A 16,156-nucleotide genomic window follows, 5' to 3' on the forward strand; every position below is an offset into this window, starting at 1 on the left:
GCGACCGTTTCGCTCAACTGTCAACAGTCACGGGCGCCTCTGTAGTGCCGAACAAAATACATGAATGGTGAAAAATGGCTCGTATTGAAGAGACGGTGCTGTCGAAGCGCGCGAATCAAGGTGCACAATGCTGATGCGAGTACCGCACTTCACGTCACGAGGTGTCATCAGCGCTTCCGTGACAGCCGACGACAGGGGAGCCCGTGAGCCAGCTCGAATTCATGGCCCAGGAGATCGAGTCGCAGCCGGAGACCTGGCGCGCCGCCGCCCGCCTGGCCACCGCCGCCGACTGCCCGCTGCCCGCGCCGGGCCTGAAGGTGGCGGTGATCGGCTGCGGGACGTCGTGGTTCATGGCGCAGTCCTACGCCGCCCTGCGCGAAGCCGTGGGGCTGGGCGTCACCGACGCCTTCGCCGCCTCCGAGGCGCCGCTCGCCGGCCGGGACTACGACGCGGTGGTCGCCATCACCCGCTCGGGCACCACCACCGAGGTGCTGCGGCTGCTGGCCGAGGTGCGCGGCCGGGTCCGCACCGTCGCCGTGGTCGGCGACCCGGACACCCCGGTCCGGGAGAGCGCCGACGAGGTGATCGCGCTGCCGTTCGCCGACGAGCGCTCCGTCGTCCAGACCCGCTTCGCCACCACCGCCCTCACCCTGCTGCGGGCCCACCTGGGCCAGGACGTCGGGCCCGCAGCCGCCGACGCCCAGGCCGCGCTGCGGCAGCCGGTCGCGCAGGAGTGGATCGACGCCGAGCAGTTCACGTTCCTCGGTCGCGGCTGGACCTACGGGCTGGCCAACGAGGCCGCGCTGAAGATGCGTGAGGCGTCGCAGAGCTGGACCGAGTCCTATCCGGCCATGGAGTACCGGCACGGGCCCATCGCCATCGCCGCCCCGGGCCGGGTCACCTGGATGTTCGGCGACGCGCCCGAGGGGCTGGCCGAGCAGGTCGCCGCCACCGGGGCGGCGTTCGTCGACCACCCGCTGGAGCCGCTGGCCGACCTCGTCCTGCTCCAGCGCGTCGCCCTGGAAAGGGCCAGGGCCCGGGGCCTCGACCCGGACGCCCCGCGCAACCTCACCCGTTCCGTCATCCTCGCCCCGCGGTGACCAGCGGTCCCGAGGGCTCCGACGGCGTCGAGGACCTGGTCGTGGCCTGCGACGTCGGCGGCACCGCCATCAAGGCCGGACTGGTCGACGCGTGCGGATCCGTCCGCCACGACGACGGCCTGCCGACGCCGGTCGTGGCGGGCGACGGGGCGGCCACGGCGGACGCCGTGCTGGCCGAGGTGGTCCGCATCACCGCGCGGCTGCGCGAGTCGGCCGCCGAACGGGACGCGCGGGTGGTCGCACTCGGCGTGATCGTGCCAGGGCTGGTCGACGCCGAGGCGGGCCTCGCCCGCTACTCGGAGAACCTCGGCTGGCGCGACGTGCCGTTCGTGCGCAGGCTGGCCAGGGCCACCGGGCTCCCGGTCGGCTTCGACCACGACGTGCGGGCGGCGGGCGCCGCGGAGCAGCGGCTCGGCGCGGGCCGCGGCAGGCGCGACGTGGCCTTCGTGCCCGTCGGCACCGGCATCTCCGCCTCCCTCGTGCTCGACGGCCGCCCCTACGCGGGTGGCGGCTGGGCCGGGGAGATCGGCCACCTGGACGCCGGCAGCGGACTGCCCTGCCCCTGCGGCGGCACCGGCTGCCTGGAGACCGTCGCGTCCGCCTCCGCCATCCGCCGCCGCTACGAGGAGCGCACCGGCCGGGCGGTCTCCGGCGCGGTCGACGTGGCCGCCCGGCTGGAGCGGGGCGATCCCGACGCCCGGGCGGTCTGGGACGCGGCGATCGACGCGCTGGCGGCCTCCCTGACCGGGCTCGCCGCGATCGCCGCACCCGAACTGGTGCTGATCGGCGGTGGGTTGTCGGGCGCGGGCGACGCGCTGCTCGCGCCGCTGCGCCGGGCCCTGGACGCCCGGCTGACCCTGCAACGCCGCCCCGAACTGCGCCTGGCCGGCCTCGGCGACCGGGCCGGGCTGCTGGGCGCGGCGCTGCTGGCCTGGGAACGCGTCGGCGTACGGGTCGCGGAGCCGGAGCCGCACACCTCCCGGCCCGACGCCCACCGGACACCGGCCGCGGACCCGGCCACATAACCGCCGGACCCGTCCCGCGCGGGACCGCCGACCACGCGGCCCCGCACGAAGCCCGCCCCCTTCCAGCTGCCCGTGTTCCGCCCGTGCCCTCCGCCCCGCCTTCCGTTCCCGACCGGAGACCGCCATGACCCTCGTCCCCACCTCGTCCATCGTCGAGTCCGCGCGGAGCCGGGGCGTCGGCGCCGCCGCGTTCAACGTCATCCACCTGGAGACGGCGGAGGCGCTGGTCACCGCCGCGGAACGCACCGGCCTGCCGGTGATCCTCCAGATCAGCGAGAACTGCGTGCGCTACCACGGCTCGCTCGCGCCGATCACCCGTGCCACCCTCGCGCTCGCCGAGGCCTCGTCCGCCGACCTTTCGGTCCACCTCGACCACGTCACCGACCCGGACCTGATCCGCGAGGGGGTGGCCGCCGGAGTCCGGTCGGTCATGGTGGACGCCTCCGCGCTGCCGTACCAGGAGAACGTCGCGCTCACCGCCGAGCTGACCGCCTGGTGCCACGAACGCGACGTCTTCGTCGAGGCCGAACTCGGCGAGGTGGGCGGCAAGGACGGGGTGCACGCCCCCGGCGCGCGCACCGACCCGGCCGAGGCCGCCGCGTTCGTGGCGGCCACCGGGGTGGACGCGCTGGCGGTGGCGGTCGGCTCCTCGCACGCGATGCTGGAACGCACCGCCGAGCTGGACAAGACGCTCATCGCACAACTGCGCGCGAAGGTGCCCGTACCGCTGGTGCTGCACGGTTCCTCCGGGGTGCCGGACGAGGAACTGCTGCGCGCGGTCGCCGCGGGCCTGACGAAGATCAACATCTCGACCCATCTGGTCTCGGTCTTCACCGCCCGGGTCCGCGAGAAGCTCGCGGCGGACACGGGCCTGGTGGACTCGCGCAAGTACCTGCGGCCGGCCCGCGACGCGGTGGCCGAAGAGGCGGCCCGGCTGCTGCGGTTGCTCGGCCGAACGGGGGGCGACGCCGGCTGCTACGGTTCACGCGAACCGGGAGATGGACGATGACGCGACACGAGCGGCTCAACGCCCTGCTCGAACTCCTGGCCGAGCGCGGCCAGGTACAGGTGGACGAGGCCGCCGAGGCGCTGGAGGTCTCCGCCGCCACCGTGCGGCGCGACATGGACGCGCTCGCCGAGCAGCGCCTGCTGACCCGCACCCGGGGAGGCGCGGTGCTCAGCTCCGTCGCGTACGACCTGCCGGTGCGCTACCGCGCGGCGCACCGCCCGCAGGAGAAGCGGCACATCGCCGAGGCGGCCAGCGCGCTGGTCAGCCGAGGCAGCGTGATCGGCCTGAGCGGCGGCACCACCACCACCGAGATCGCCCGCACCCTGGCGGCCCGTCCCGACCTGGACGAGGCGGGGCCCCGGCCCAACCTCACGGTGGTCACCAACGCCCTGAACATCGCCTACGAGTTGTCGGTGCGGCCGACCGTCAAGATCGTGCTGACCGGTGGCGTCGCGCACAGCCGCAGCTTCGAACTGGTCGGCCCCTACAGCGACCTGGTGCTGAGCCGGATCACCATGGACGTCGCGTTCATCGGCGTCAACGGCGTCGACCCGGTGGTCGGCGCGACGGTGCACGACGAGGCCGAGGCGCGGGTCAACCGGCTGATGGCGGAGCGGGCGGGCCGCGCGATCCTGGTCGCCGACTCCTCCAAGATCGGCACGCGCGCGTTCGCCACCATAGGCGGACCCGAACTGTTCGACACCCTCATCACGGACCCCGCACTGCCCTCCGACTCCCGCAAGGCGTTCGAGGAGGCGGGCTGGCAGGTGGCCACGGCACCGCAGGAGTGAGGAGGGCGACGGAAACCGCGAGCGGCCGCGGCCCCCGCGGGTGAGCCGCGGGGAAGCGGGCTCATAATGGGCGCCCGAACCTCCGCCGCGACCCCGGGAGCACCGATGCCCGCGCCCGCACTCCCCGCCGAGTACGACGAACGGCCTGCGCAGGCGCCGCGCGGCCGGGTCGTCTTCCTCAACGGCACTTCGAGCGCGGGCAAGTCGAGCATCGCCGCGGAACTGCTGCGCGTGCTGGACGGCACCTGGTTCCATGTCCCGCTCGACGCCTTCCACCGCATGCGCAGCGACCGCGACATCGCCCCGCAGGACCTCCAGGCCGAGATCGACCGCACCGCCCGGGGCTTCCACCGCGCCGCGGCGGGTATGGCAGCGGCCGGCAACAACATCGTCGTGGACCACGTGCTGACCAGGCGGTGGCGGCTGCTGGAGTGCCTGGAGCTGTTCACCGCCCGGGACGTGACGTTGGTCGGCGTGCACTGCCCACTGCCCGAGCTGGAGCGGCGCGAACGCGAGCGCGGTGACCGCGGGAGCGTGGCGGCGCGTCAGTTTCCGCTGGTGCACGCGCACGGCGTGTACGACATCGAGTGCGACACGAGCGTCTCCGGCCCGGCCGAGTGCGCCCGCGAGATCGCCAGGTTCCTGCCGGTGCGGCCGCTGCCCACCGCGTTCCAGCGGCTCAGGCGGGAGTACGCAGTGGGGGCATCCGCCATCCCCCGGCCAGCCGCGACGAGCGGACGTTGACGCCCGCGCCGAAGAACTCGCAGAACTTCATGATCAGCGGATCCCAGGCGACCGGGTCGACGTGGTGGGTGCCGGGCACGATCAGCTCCTCCTCGACATGGGTGCGCACCACCTCGACCTGGAAGGCGGTCGCGTTCACCTCCTGCCCCGCGATGTCGTGGGCCGTGACCAGACGGCACTCCATCTGGATCGGGCACTCCAGCGCCCGCGGCGCGGCGACCAGTTGGGACGGCTGCTCGGTGAGCCCGGCGGTGGCGAACTTGTCCGGCTCGAACCGGTAGCCCTGCGCCCGCTTGCGGTCGGAGAACTCCGGCTCGCCGGTGGTGAGCGCGATGCGGTCGACAGCGTCGGCCATGGCGGCGGACGGCAGGTTGAGCACGCACTCGCCCTCGCGCAGCAGGTTGCGCGTGGTGCGGCTGGCGCTGCCCATGCCGAGCATCGCGTACGGCCCGAGCCACCAGGCGGACGACATCGGGGCGAGGTTGGCGGTGCCGTCCTCGTTACGGGTGCTGATCAGGACGACGGGGGTGCCGAAGTAGAGCACCTCGACTCCGGGGACCTGGTGCATCGCTGCCGCCTTTCGCGGAACGTGGGGAAGGGCCGGGACGAGCACGCCGTGGATGGCGTACCGGTCCCGACCCTTTCCGATCACGGTCCCGCATGCTGGCGGGGATCGGACGTCGCGTCCGGGACGGCGGTCGGTCCTACGGGACCGCCCGGTCTCGTCGGCCGGTCAGACCGCCGCGCCCGTCTCGCTCGCCGGCTGCGCGGTGTGCTCGGCGACCGGCGCGGTGCGCGGGCCGTGGATCCGGCGCAGGCCGAGCCCGGCGACCGCGGAGACCAGCAGCAGGGCCACGCCCGCGATGACGAACGTGAGGGTGAACTGGCTCTCGGCGGGCAGCGCGGGCGCGCCCGGCGGCAGGTGCGCGATGGACTTGGAGGCCAGCACGGTGGTGATGGTCGCGCTGCCGATGGCGCTGCCGGTCGAGCGCGAGATGGAGTTGATGCCGTTGGCGATGCCGGTCTGGTGGTGCGGGACGCTGGCCACGATGACGGCGGGCATCGCCGCGTAGCCGAAGCTGATCGCCGCGCCCACCAGCATCGCGCCGACGATGACCGACGCGCTGTGCTGGTGGTCCAGCGCGATCCAGCCGAAGCCCGCGGTCCCGGCGACCGACGCGAGGACCAGCACCAGGCGCGGACCGTGGTGGCGCACCAGCTGGCCCCCGACCGGGGCGGCGAGCAGCGAGACGATGGTGCCCGGCAGCAGGTACTCGACGGAGGCCCGCAGCACGCTGGCGTCGAACCCGTACCCGGCGATCGCCGACGGCATCTGCACCAGGTACGAGACGCCGATGAACAGGGCGAAGGAACCGAAGCCGACCAGCAGCCCGGCCAGGTTGGAGAAGAGCACCGGGCGGTGCACGAACATCCCCATGTCCACCAGTGGTTCGCGCACCCGCTTCTCCACCATGACCCATACGACGGCCATCACGACCGCGCCGGTGAAGCAGGCCAGCGTGCGCGCCGAGGACCAGCCCCAGTCGTGGCCCTGGGTGATCGGCAGCAGCAGGAGCACCAGCGCCGCGGCGAGGGTGAGCGCGCCCAGCACGTCGGTGCGTCCACCGGTGGTCTGACGGGTCGCCGGAACGAGGAAGACCACGGCCAGCAGCGCGAGCGCGGCGAGACCGGTGGCCAGCCAGAAGGCGCTGCGGTAGTCGGGGTGGCTGCCGGAGGTCAGCAGACCGGTGGAGACCAGCGCCAGACCGCTGCCGAAGGCGAGGGTGCCGCTGACCATGGCCATGGCGCCGGGCAGCTTGGCGGGCCTGATCTCCTCACGCAGCACGGACAGCGCGAGCGGGAAGATCGCGGTGGCCGCGCCCTGCAGCACCCGGCCGACGATCAGCCACAGCAGCGAGTGGGTGACGGCGGCCAGCACCGATCCGGCCACCATCACGACGAGCACGGCGACCAGGGTGCGCTTCTTGCCGTGCTGGTCGCCGAAGCGCCCGAGCAGCGGGGTGAAGACCGCGGCGGACAGCAGGGTGGCGGTCGTCACCCAACTGGTGTTGGCGGTCGTGGTGTGCAGGTCGGTCTGGATGAGTCCCAGGATCGGGATGACCAGGGTCTGCATCATCGACACGACCATGGCGGCCAGGCTCAGGGCGAAGACGACGGCCGTCTCGCTCCGCGGCGCCCGCGGGGAAGGGGTGTTGCTCATGGCGGTGGGTGTCCTCGATTTACTTCACAACATGGATGCTTAAGAGCATCAAGTATTTGTCCGTGACTCTAGCCCGGGATACTTGAGGTAGTCAAGTTAATGATTGAGAGCCTCAAGCTCTTCAGTAGACTCGCGGACATGACCGCCGCGACCGACCCGACGCCTTCCGCGTCCTCCGCCGTCAAGAGCCGCCTGCTCGACCTGATGGTCGCCCTCGGCACCGCGCACTGGAAGGACTACGCGGCGACGGCCGCGCAGCACGGACTCACCTCGGTGCAGGCCAGACTGCTGGCGCAGGTGACCGAGCCGGTGCCGATGCGCGGTCTGGCCGAACAGCTCGGGTGCGACGCGTCCAACGTCACCGGCGTCGTCGACCGGCTCCAGGCGCGCGGGCTCGTGCTGCGCGAGAGCGACGCGCGCGACCGCCGGGTCAAGAACGTGGTCGCCACCGCCGAGGGGCTGGCCACCATCCAGCGCATCCGTGCCGAGATGCAGGCGACCCACACCGCTCTCGACTCGCTGACCGAGGACGAGCGGGCCACTTTGTACACGTTGCTGGAACGGCTGCGGCCGGGGCTGGAGAACCGCGACTGAGGCGCGGGCGCCGGACCGCCCGGCGTGCGGCCCCGGAGTGCGCCCCCGCCTGTGGGCGACTCCGGCTCGGGCGGCTTCGCGTCCGAGCGGCTTCGTCTCCGGGCCGCTCCCGAGGGGTGCGCGCATGGTCGTGCCCGCACCTGGGGAAGGATGCGGGCGCGAAAGGAACGGGCACCGGACGCGGGGAGGGGGTGCGTCCGGTGCCCTTGCGGTTGTTCCGAACCGGTACCGGGACAACGACCGTCGGGCCGTCAGGTCACGGTTCGCCGTCCGTGGTTCAGACGTTGGTCCGACGACGACGGCTCGCCAGCAGCACGCCGGCGGCGGCGGTGGCGATCAGGCCGGCGCCCGCCGCGGTCTCGACGGTGCTGCCGCTCACCACGGAACCGCCCAGGCCGGTGTGCGGGCCACCGTGCGGACGGTGGTGGTGGCCGTGGTGGTGCTTGTGGCAGTCGTCACCGCCGTGCTTCCAGCTGTTGTCGCCGGAGTGGTCGCCCTGGCCCTGGTCCATGCCCTGGCCCTGGTCCATGCCCGAGTCGTCCGACTGACCCTGGTTCCAGCCGCCGTCGTGGCCGCAGTCCCAGGTGACCGCGCCGGTGCGCGCCGAGTCGCCGGGCAGCGAAGCGGCGGAAGCGGTCGGCAGGGCCATGAACAGGGCCGTGGTCGCGATCGAGGCGACGGCGAGGGTGTTGCGCATACCGCGCATGTCTTCTACCTCCTGTGCGGACGGCGCGACGGCGGGGAGATTGACCCCCGCAAGGGAACGGCGCGCTGCCCGTAACAGGAACATAAATGTCGCATAATCAGACAAATAGTGGAGCTAGGCCGAAGGGGGCAGGGAGGGGCCGACATTCACCGGGTTGGCTCCCACCGGCGCCGGGCGGGCCCTCAATTCCCTTGTCCCGCAAGCCCTCTGCGCTCCGGCCGAAGAGCCCCCTGCCGACTCCCTGCGACCTTCCAGGGCCCTCCCCGGCCTCCTTCAGCCCCCTTCGGCTTGCCCCGGGCCACCGCGCCTGGCGCCGGATCAGCACCGCGCCTGGCGCCGGACCTGGCGTGGGATCAGCGCAGGCTCGCCCGCACACCCATGACGATCGCCGCCTTGGCCAGCCGCCCGGCCGTGCCCGTGAACACCCGCGGCCGCATGGAGTCGTCCGGGCCCACGACCTGCAACAGGCCGTCACGGCGCCCCAGGCTGAGGCACTGCGCGACGTAGCGGTAGGAGAACGGCCCCGAGTCGCCACGCAACAGCCGCTTGCCCACGTACTGGCCCATCGGCAAAGCGGTGGCGCAGCCCATTCGCAGCGTCCCCACCTCCGGCACGGTCACCGACGCGGCGTCACCGATCGCGTGGACCTCGGGATGCGAGACAGAGCGCAGGTACGCGTCGACGACCACCTGGCCGCGCCCCGTCACCGTCAGCCCGGACTCGGCCGCCAGCGGATGGGGTCTCATGGACGCGGCCCACACCACGACGTCGGCGGCCAGCGGCCCGGCCTCGGTCTCAAGACCCGCCGGGCCGACCGCGGTGACCCGGGTGTGCTCGTGGCGCCGCACCCCGAGGCGGTCCAGCACCCGTAGCACGTGCTGCCGTCCCCTGGGTGACAGCCAGCCGCCGACCTCGCCGCTCGCCGGCAGCTCCACCCGCCACGCCGGATGGGCCTCGGCCAGCTCGGCCGCCAGCTCGATGCCGGTCGCACCGCCGCCCACCACCGCGACCGTGCCGGGTGCCGGGGCCGCGGCGATCCGGCGCCGCAACTCCTCGGCCCGCGCCGCGTCCCACGCGTGCTCCCGCGCGCCCGGCACGTCCTGCCACGCGGTGCGGCTGCCCAACGCGTACACCAGGGTGTCGTACGAGACCGCGTCCCCGGTGTCGGTGAAGACCTTGCCCGCCGTCAGGTCGAGCCGGGTCACGGACGCCTGAAGGTGCGTCACGCTCCGCCCGCGCAGCAGGTGGGCCAGGGCGGGGCGGTGGCCGGGCCGGCCCGCCGCCGTCTCGTGCTGACGCACCCGGTGCAGGAAGCGCGACTCCGGCGCGATCAGCGTGACGTTGCTGCCCTTGCCCGCGCGGGTCGCCGCGGTGATCCCCGCGTAGCCCGCGCCCAGCACCACGATCCGTGTCCCGGTCATGTCGCCCTCCTGGTGTCCCGGCTCGCGCCGCACTGTCGCAAGGGGGACGGGACGGCCCGCCAAGGTGTGACAGTGAACCACGTCACACCAGGTGGCGGAGCTTGTCCGGGTTGACGACCACGTACGCCTCGGTGATCCGGCCCTCGTGGATCGCGAACCCCACCACGCCGCCGACCACGCCGGGGGAGGGGTACCAGAGCAGCCCCGGCTCGCCGTTGACCAGGCCGAAGCCCATGGTGCCGGGGGCCGGACCGCGCAGTTCCCTGCCCAGCAGCCCGGCCACCAGACGGGCGACCCGGTCGGCGCCCAGGACCGGACGGGCGCCCGCGCTGACCACGCCGCCGCCGTCGGAGTGCCAGACCACGTCCGGGTCGAGTACGGCCAGCAGCCCACCCAGATCGCCCCGCGACGCGGCGGCCGCGAAGGCGCTCACCACCTGCCGGTGCTCGGCCGGGTCGACCGGCGCGCCGCGCCGGCCGCCGTCGCGCACCCGGCGCCGGGCCCGCGAGGCGAGCTGCCGGGCCGCCTGCGGGGACCGCTCCAGGACCGCGCCGACCTCGTCGAAGCCGACCGCGAACAGGTCGTGCAGCACGAACGCCACCCGCTCGGCGGGGGTGAGCTGCTCCATGACCGCCAGCATCGCCAGCGACACCGACTCCCCGGTCTCCGCGCGGGCGGCGGGCGAGTCGGCGTCGTCCACCAGGGGCTCCGGCAGCCACTCGCCGTAGTACGCCTCGCGGCGGCTGCGCGCCGAGCCCAGCGCGTCGTAGCACAGCCGGGTCACCACGGTGGTCAGGAAGGCGCGGGCGTCCGAGACCGCGGACCGGTCCGCGCCCTGCCAGCGCAGCCACGCCTCCTGCAGGACGTCCTCGGCGTCGCTGACCGACCCCATCAGGCGGTACGCCACCGAACCCAGGTAGCGCCGGTGCGACTCGAAGACGTCCACGGCGGCGGTCCGCTCGGCATCGCTCACCCGGTCACCGTAGCGTGACGCCCGGCACGCACGGCGGGCCGGGAGTTCGGGCGCCGTGGGGCGGCAGGGCCGGCCGCGGCGAAATAGCATGGTCGCCGAGGCATCCGGCGAAGGGCCGGGGCCGTCACGGCCCGCGCGCCGGGGCCGGACGGGAGGCCACGAGGACGGGCGCCCGAGTGCGGTACGAAGGCCCTGATCCAGTGCGGAGCGGTCCATGACATGGCGTCGTCCCACGCGGTCGGCGAGCGCAGACGACCTGCTCGCCAAGCTCGGGCGGCTCACCGCCCAGGCGCGCGACCGCGCGGAGATGCACCGGGCCCGGGTCGAACTGGCCGAGGCGCTGCAACGCGAGATGCTGCCGAGCGCCCTGCCCGCCCTGCCCGGACTGCGTACCGCCGCCGGGTACCAGCCCGCCCGCGACGGCCTGGACATCGGCGGCGACTGGTACGACGGCTTCCGGCTGCCGGACGGCACGCTGGGCTTCTCCATCGGCGACGCCCAGGGGCACGACGTCGAGGCGGCCGCGTTCATGGGCCAGGTGCGCATCGCGCTGCGGGCGCTCGCCGGAGCCGTCGCCGACCCGGGCGAGGTGCTCAGCCGGCTCAACGACCTGCTGTTCTCCATGGACACCGACCTGTTCGCCACCTGCACCTTCCTGCGCTACGACCCCGGCACCCAGGTGCTGGCCAGCACCCGCGCCGGTCACATCCCCACCGTCTTCGCCACCGCCGGCGGCGGCTGCCTAATCGACGACGCGGACTGCGGCATCCCGCTCGGCGTCCTGCCGGGGCAGCACTACCCGGTCGCCCGGCAGCGGCTGTCCGGCACCGGCGCGGTCGTCCTCGTCACGGACGGCGTGGTGGAAGGGCCGACCTTCGCCCTGGACGACGGACTGCGCGAGGTGGCCCGGGTGGCGGTCTCCGGCGCCGCCGATCCGCCGGAGCGGCTGGCCGCCCGGGTGCTCGGGGTCTCCACGCACACCGGGCACGCCGACGACGCGGCCGTCCTCGTCCTGCGGCACGGCGGACCCCAGGACGGCCCCCGGCGGCTGCGGGCGGGCGGCTGACGCGGCGGTCACCGGGGCGGCCGACGGCCCGGGGCCTACGCGCGACGAGGCAGGGCGACGGTCGCGGGGCCCACCGGGGACGGGGCCGCCCGGGCGCCTCACCGGCGATGCCGGTCCCGGCCCGGTGCCCGATGCTGAGGGGGTGGGCAGACCTGGGATCCGGCGCGGCGCGCTCGCGCTCGCGCGGGTACTCGCCGTCGCGGCCGTCTACTACGGCGCCGGACGGCTCGGTCTGCTGCGTCAGGTCGTGCTCGAGGGGACCCGGGTCACCCCGCTGTGGCCGCCCACCGGGATCGCGGTCGTCTGCCTGCTCTTCCTGGGTCCGGCCGTCTGGCCCGGCATCGCGCTGGGCACGCTCGCCGTCACCGCGTCGCTCTCCCCGCTGGACCTGGCCGACATCGGCGTCATCGTCGGCAACACCATGGCCCCGGTCTGTGCCTGTCTGCTGCTGCGCTGGGCGGGGTTCCGCACCGAACTGGACCGGTTGTGGGACGGCGTCGCGCTCGTCTTCCTCGGCGCGCTCGCGCCCATGACCGTCAGCGCCACCCTGGGCACCGTGTCGCTGCTGCTCGACGGCGCCCTGCCGGGCAGCGGCTACTGGGCCGCGTGGTCGGCGTGGTGGGCAGGGGACGCCATGGGCGTGCTGGTCGTGGCACCGGTGCTGCTGGCGCTCGCCAAGGCGCGGGTCCCCAGCGGCGTGCCGATCAGCCGCTGGGCCGAGGCCGCCGTGCTCGCGGTGTGCGCCGTCGTGGTGGTCCTGGTGGCCACCCGAAGCTCGCTCGCCCTGCTGTTCCTGCCCTTCCCGGTGCTGATCTGGGCGGCGCTGCGCTTCCAGTTGTCCGGCGCGGCCCCCTGCACGCTGCTGCTCTCGGTGGCCGCGATCGTCGCCGCCACCGACCACACGGGCCCCTTCGACCACCACGGCCTGGCCTCGACCATGGTCAACCTCCAGGCCCTCAACGGCTCCGCGGCGCTGACCGGCCTGCTGCTGTCGGCCATCGTCACCGAGCAGCGCGCGGTGCGCCACCGCATCGAGGAAGCGTGCCAGGAACTCGCCGAGGTGGTCGACCGCCTGGCCCCCGGCACCGCCACCCCGCGCATTCCCCCGGTCGGAGCAGACCGGCGCCGCCGCGGCTCCTGACGGCGGACCGAATCGCCTGATTGGCGGGTGTCGGACCGGTCGGCATGTGGATAAACACCTTCAGGCCCGAAAACGGCGGCCGTCCCTCCCGGTAGCGCCTGGGGTGAACGTGGCACGACGTGCGTACCGATACCGTTGCCGCGCCCGGACGGCGCTGGTGCTCGCCACCGGCCTGCTGGTGGCGACCGGGGGCACCGCCCGGGCCATCGACGACGCGTCGCTGCGCTGGACCGACGGCTTCCAGGTGGCACCCGGCGTGCGCTACCGCGAGTTCACCGTGCACGCCGTGCAGGGGGACGTCCACGGCCACGTGCTCATCGCCGACCTGACCGACCGCGCGGTCTCCGCCGACCTGCTGCGCTCCCGCCGCCCCGGCGAGCCGCTCACCGTCTCCGCCATGGCAGACGAACGCGGCGCGGTCGCCGGAATCAACGGCGACTTCTTCGACGTGGACGAGAGCCAGCACCCGGGCGTGACCGCCACCGACTCAGCGGTCGGTCCCGCGATCTCCGCCGGCATCGGGCTGAAGGCGGCCGTGCCGCGCAGGCAGCGCTTCGGGCCCGCGCTGCCGCCGGGCACCTCCGTGGACGACGTGCTCGGCGTCGACCGCTACGGCGTCGCCCGCATCGACCGCCTCACCGTGACCGGCCGCGTGCGGACCCCGTACGGCAGCGTGCCGGTGGCGGGCCTCAACCAGTACGCACTGCCGGAGAACGGCGTCGGCGTCTACACCCCGCAGTGGGGCAGCGCCTCACGGCTGCGCGCGGTGTGCGGCTCCGACCACCGCCGCGCCGCGTCGTGCAGCACGGCGACGCGCGAGGTGACCGTGCGCGGCGGACGGGTCACCGCCGTACGCACGACGCCGGGCGGCGGACCCGTCGCGGCGGGGACGGTCGTGCTGGTCGGCCGCGAGGGCGGGGCGCGCGCCCTCGCCCCGCTGCGGCCCGGCGACCGGGTCCGGGTGACCGACGCGCTGAACGAGGCCAGCGAGCAGCCGCCCGCGCCCTCCGGTCTCGTCCCCGTGGGCTACGAGACGCGGTCGGCGGTGCGGGCGGCGAACACACCGCTGAGCGACACGTTGCGCGGCCTGAACGACGAGGTGGCCGCCGACCTGCGCCGCCAGGCCCAGGAGGAGTTGTTCCCGCCGCTGCGCTTCGCGGTCGGCGGCTTCCCGGTGCTGCGGCACGGGCAACCGCTCGACGGCCTCGACGAGCAGGACGACGCGCTGCGCGCCTCCGCGGGCTATGGCCCCGGAGGCCACCGGCTGTACCTGATGGCGCTCGACGGCGCCGACTCCTGCGGGGTGACGCTGCGCCAGCTCGCCGAGATCATGTCAGACCTGGGCGCCGTCGACGCGGTCAACGTGGACGGCGGCGGCTCCGCTACCCTCGTCGCCCGCGAGCCCGGGGACGACCGGGTGAGCGTGCTGAACCACCCGTCGGACGGCAGCGAACGGCAGGTCGCGTACGGGATCGGGCTGTTCGGCTGAGCGCGGGAGCGGCGGCGCAGGGGAGGAGTGACGGTGGACAGCGCAACACCCCCGCCTCGTAGGCGCCGCGGGGCCGCGGGCCGCCTCCGGCGGTCCGTGGCGGGCCGCGCTCGCCCGCGCCCCCGGCCGCGCCGCGTCCACCCGGCCGGACCGCCCAACCCGGACACCGCCGCGCGGGCCGCGGGAGTGCCGCGCGGACTGCGGCGCGCGGCGGGCTACGCCTGGCGGCTGCTCGCGCTCGGTGTGGTGGTCTACGAGGCGTTCACCGTACTGGCCCGTTTCCAGCTGGTCGCCATCGCGCTCTTCCTCGCGCTGATCCTGACCGCCCTGCTGCGGCCGCTCACCGACCTGATCGCCCGGTGGCTTCCCAAGCCCCTGGCGGTGACCGCCGCGTTCCTGCTGAGCCTGCTGCTCCTGCTGTCGCTGTTCTCGCTCGTCGGCTACACGGTGGCGGCCCAGTCGGGGCAGCTCGGCGACGAGTTCAGGGGTGGCGCCGACCGCATCGAGCGCTGGCTGGAGGGCGCCCCCTTCCACGTGGCCCGGCACACCCTCACCTCCCTGCGCGACAAGGGCGTCGCCTACCTCCAGGCCCACCGCTCCGGCCTGTTGTCCAGCGCGCTCAGCGGTGCCGGGCGCGTGGTGGACGTGGTGACCGGCGCCGCCCTCGCCGTCTTCTGCGCCATCTTCTTCATCCACTCGGGCGAACGCATGTGGCTGTGGTTCCACCGGCAGCTCCCGGCACGCTCACAGGCCGGCTGGGACCGCGCCGGCCGGGCCGCATGGCACACCTTCGCCGGGTACACCCGGGGCATCCTGATCGTCTCCTCGACCAACGCCGCCCTGGTGGGCGTCGCGCTGTTCCTGCTGCGGGTGCCGCTCGCCCTGCCGTTGACGCTTCTGGAGTTCTTCGCCGCGTTCGTGCCGCTGATCGGCTCGCCCATCGCGCTGGCGGTGGCGACCGTCGTGGCGCTGGCCGGACGGGGCGTGACCACGGCGGCCCTGGTGCTGGTGCTGATCGTGGTGATCGGCGAGCTGGAGGGCCACGTCCTGCACCCGCTGGTGATGGGCTGGTCGGTGCGGCTGCACCCGGTGGTCATCGCGGTCTCGGTCATCGGCGGCAGCGTCGTCGGCGGCGTCATCGGGGCCGTGGTCGCCGTGCCGATGGTGTCGGTCGCCTGGGCGGTCTTCGAGGCGCTTCGCCCGCGCCGGGACCCCGCGGTCAGTCGGCGCGCAGCTCCCTGACGTGGTCGCGGGTGGCCCTGGTGATCCCGTGCCAGAACGGCACCGCCGTCAGGTACACCCCGAGCGCGCTCAGGATGCCCAGCGAGACGTCCACGCTGATGCGGCCCTGCTTGGCCCAGTACACGTCCTTCAGGTCGAGCAGCAGCGCGAACTCGTCGGCGATCAGCGCCGCCCCCGCGCCGTACGCCGCGCCGACCCCCGGATGGCCCACGTACGCCTCGTCGCCGCGCACCGCCACCAGCCCGACGCCCGCCAGCGTGGCGATGCCGAAGTTGTAGTGGTGCAGGTGGGTGCCGCCGGCCGAGACGTTGCCCCACGGCAGCCAGTTCCCCCTGATGCCGTGGGTGATCAGCCGCGCTGCACCGAAGGTGCAGCCGAACGACAGCCACGTCGCCATCAGCGAACGCTGCGTGGGCGAGGTGTGTTCGTCCAGCACCTCGCGCCAGCGGTCGCGCAGCCTGGGCCGCCGCTCGTCGCCGGAACGCCGGGGCGTGGGGTCACCGGTCATGCGCGCTCCTCGGTCGGTGGGCCGGTGCGCGGGCGGTCGCTCGCCGCGCACCGGCCATCCGTACCCCGTACGGACCCGGCGATACCGGTCGTACGGAACACCGTGCCGCGAGGGGCGCCGGTCAGC

General features: G+C 74.1%; 16 protein-coding genes. 10 read left to right on the top strand and 6 right to left on the bottom strand.

The features are described from left to right. Positions 1-221: 221 nt before the first annotated feature. The 5 genes from CK485_RS11440 (at position 222) to CK485_RS11460 (ending at position 4,669) form a co-directional block, all read left to right on the top strand. A complete protein-coding gene (locus CK485_RS11440) occupies positions 222-1,100 on the top strand; it encodes an SIS domain-containing protein (protein WP_199239420.1) in 879 nt (292 codons plus the stop codon). Then, on the top strand, positions 1,097-2,125 hold the full coding sequence (locus tag CK485_RS11445; protein WP_109449619.1) for an ROK family protein: 1,029 nt from the start codon (positions 1,097-1,099) through the stop codon (positions 2,123-2,125). The genes CK485_RS11440 and CK485_RS11445 overlap by 4 nt, the downstream gene beginning before the upstream one ends. Positions 2,126-2,249: 124 nt before the next feature. Further along, entirely contained in the window at positions 2,250-3,134 is an 885-nt protein-coding gene (locus tag CK485_RS11450) for a class II fructose-bisphosphate aldolase (RefSeq protein ID WP_109449621.1), read from the top strand. After that, positions 3,131-3,925 carry a DeoR/GlpR family DNA-binding transcription regulator gene (locus CK485_RS11455; protein ID WP_109449623.1) on the top strand — a complete coding sequence of 265 codons (795 nt, stop codon included), beginning with the start codon at positions 3,131-3,133 and terminating at the stop codon, positions 3,923-3,925. The genes CK485_RS11450 and CK485_RS11455 overlap by 4 nt, the downstream gene beginning before the upstream one ends. 105 nt (positions 3,926-4,030) lie before the next feature. Continuing rightward, complete coding sequence (locus tag CK485_RS11460) at positions 4,031-4,669, top strand: AAA family ATPase (RefSeq protein WP_109449625.1); 639 nt, start codon at positions 4,031-4,033, stop codon at positions 4,667-4,669. On the opposite strand, the gene CK485_RS11465 is transcribed toward CK485_RS11460, so the two are convergent. Together CK485_RS11465 and CK485_RS11470 are read right to left on the bottom strand one after the other, a co-directional pair. Next, positions 4,605-5,237, bottom strand: coding sequence for a flavin reductase family protein (locus CK485_RS11465; protein ID WP_109449627.1), 633 nt, complete (start codon positions 5,235-5,237; stop codon positions 4,605-4,607). The genes CK485_RS11460 and CK485_RS11465 overlap by 65 nt on opposite strands. A gap of 165 nt (positions 5,238-5,402) precedes the next feature. Then, entirely contained in the window at positions 5,403-6,890 is a 1,488-nt protein-coding gene (locus tag CK485_RS11470; RefSeq protein ID WP_109449629.1) for an MFS transporter, read from the bottom strand. 138 nt (positions 6,891-7,028) lie between these two features. Here CK485_RS11470 and CK485_RS11475 point away from each other — a divergent pair, with 138 nt between their 5' ends. Further along, positions 7,029-7,484 (top strand): MarR family transcriptional regulator, encoded by a 456-nt coding sequence (locus CK485_RS11475; protein ID WP_109449631.1) that lies wholly within the window; start codon positions 7,029-7,031, stop codon positions 7,482-7,484. A 277-nt stretch (positions 7,485-7,761) separates the two neighbouring features. Here CK485_RS11475 and CK485_RS11480 read toward each other — a convergent pair whose 3' ends face one another. From CK485_RS11480 to sigJ, 3 genes are all read right to left on the bottom strand, one after another. Continuing rightward, positions 7,762-8,190, bottom strand: coding sequence for a hypothetical protein (locus CK485_RS11480; RefSeq protein ID WP_109449632.1), 429 nt, complete (start codon positions 8,188-8,190; stop codon positions 7,762-7,764). A gap of 353 nt (positions 8,191-8,543) precedes the next feature. Then, positions 8,544-9,611 carry an FAD-dependent oxidoreductase gene (locus CK485_RS11485; protein ID WP_109449634.1) on the bottom strand — a complete coding sequence of 356 codons (1,068 nt, stop codon included), beginning with the start codon at positions 9,609-9,611 and terminating at the stop codon, positions 8,544-8,546. Between the two features lie 82 nt (positions 9,612-9,693). Beyond that, complete coding sequence (gene sigJ, locus CK485_RS11490) at positions 9,694-10,584, bottom strand: RNA polymerase sigma factor SigJ (RefSeq protein WP_241968286.1); 891 nt, start codon at positions 10,582-10,584, stop codon at positions 9,694-9,696. 214 nt (positions 10,585-10,798) lie between these two features. Here sigJ and CK485_RS11495 point away from each other — a divergent pair, with 214 nt between their 5' ends. The 4 genes from CK485_RS11495 (at position 10,799) to CK485_RS11510 (ending at position 15,522) form a co-directional block, all read left to right on the top strand. Beyond that, positions 10,799-11,650, top strand: a complete 852-nt coding sequence (locus CK485_RS11495) for a PP2C family protein-serine/threonine phosphatase (RefSeq protein ID WP_109449638.1) — start codon at positions 10,799-10,801, stop codon at positions 11,648-11,650. A 142-nt stretch (positions 11,651-11,792) separates the two neighbouring features. Next, positions 11,793-12,791, top strand: a complete 999-nt coding sequence (locus CK485_RS11500; RefSeq protein WP_109449640.1) for an MASE1 domain-containing protein — start codon at positions 11,793-11,795, stop codon at positions 12,789-12,791. A 157-nt stretch (positions 12,792-12,948) separates the two neighbouring features. Then, complete coding sequence (locus CK485_RS11505; protein ID WP_241968287.1) at positions 12,949-14,280, top strand: phosphodiester glycosidase family protein; 1,332 nt, start codon at positions 12,949-12,951, stop codon at positions 14,278-14,280. A 96-nt stretch (positions 14,281-14,376) separates the two neighbouring features. Further along, entirely contained in the window at positions 14,377-15,522 is a 1,146-nt protein-coding gene (locus CK485_RS11510) for an AI-2E family transporter (RefSeq protein WP_241968288.1), read from the top strand. On the opposite strand, the gene CK485_RS11515 is transcribed toward CK485_RS11510, so the two are convergent. Further along, positions 15,500-16,030 (bottom strand): hypothetical protein, encoded by a 531-nt coding sequence (locus CK485_RS11515; protein ID WP_109449644.1) that lies wholly within the window; start codon positions 16,028-16,030, stop codon positions 15,500-15,502. The genes CK485_RS11510 and CK485_RS11515 overlap by 23 nt on opposite strands. Between the last annotated feature and the right edge of the window lie 126 nt (positions 16,031-16,156).

Origin of the sequence: Streptomyces sp. ICBB 8177 (assembly GCF_003144095.1) — a bacterium.
Taxonomy (GTDB): Bacteria; Actinomycetota; Actinomycetes; order Streptomycetales; family Streptomycetaceae; genus Streptantibioticus_D.

Excerpts from the sequence above, each read along its gene's own strand:
- CK485_RS11515 (WP_109449644.1), bottom strand. The coding sequence starts at position 16,030 with ATGACCGGTGACCCCACGCCCCGGCGTTCCGGCGACGAGCGGCGGCCC.
- CK485_RS11440 (WP_199239420.1), top strand. The coding sequence starts at position 222 with ATGGCCCAGGAGATCGAGTCGCAGCCGGAGACCTGGCGCGCCGCCGCC.
- CK485_RS11485 (WP_109449634.1), bottom strand. The coding sequence starts at position 9,611 with ATGACCGGGACACGGATCGTGGTGCTGGGCGCGGGCTACGCGGGGATC.
- CK485_RS11465 (WP_109449627.1), bottom strand. The coding sequence starts at position 5,237 with ATGCACCAGGTCCCCGGAGTCGAGGTGCTCTACTTCGGCACCCCCGTC.
- CK485_RS11480 (WP_109449632.1), bottom strand. The coding sequence starts at position 8,190 with ATGCGCGGTATGCGCAACACCCTCGCCGTCGCCTCGATCGCGACCACG.
- CK485_RS11470 (WP_109449629.1), bottom strand. The coding sequence starts at position 6,890 with ATGAGCAACACCCCTTCCCCGCGGGCGCCGCGGAGCGAGACGGCCGTC.
- CK485_RS11495 (WP_109449638.1), top strand. The coding sequence starts at position 10,799 with ATGACATGGCGTCGTCCCACGCGGTCGGCGAGCGCAGACGACCTGCTC.
- CK485_RS11475 (WP_109449631.1), top strand. The coding sequence starts at position 7,029 with ATGACCGCCGCGACCGACCCGACGCCTTCCGCGTCCTCCGCCGTCAAG.
- CK485_RS11460 (WP_109449625.1), top strand. The coding sequence starts at position 4,031 with ATGCCCGCGCCCGCACTCCCCGCCGAGTACGACGAACGGCCTGCGCAG.
- CK485_RS11450 (WP_109449621.1), top strand. The coding sequence starts at position 2,250 with ATGACCCTCGTCCCCACCTCGTCCATCGTCGAGTCCGCGCGGAGCCGG.
- CK485_RS11455 (WP_109449623.1), top strand. The coding sequence starts at position 3,131 with ATGACGCGACACGAGCGGCTCAACGCCCTGCTCGAACTCCTGGCCGAG.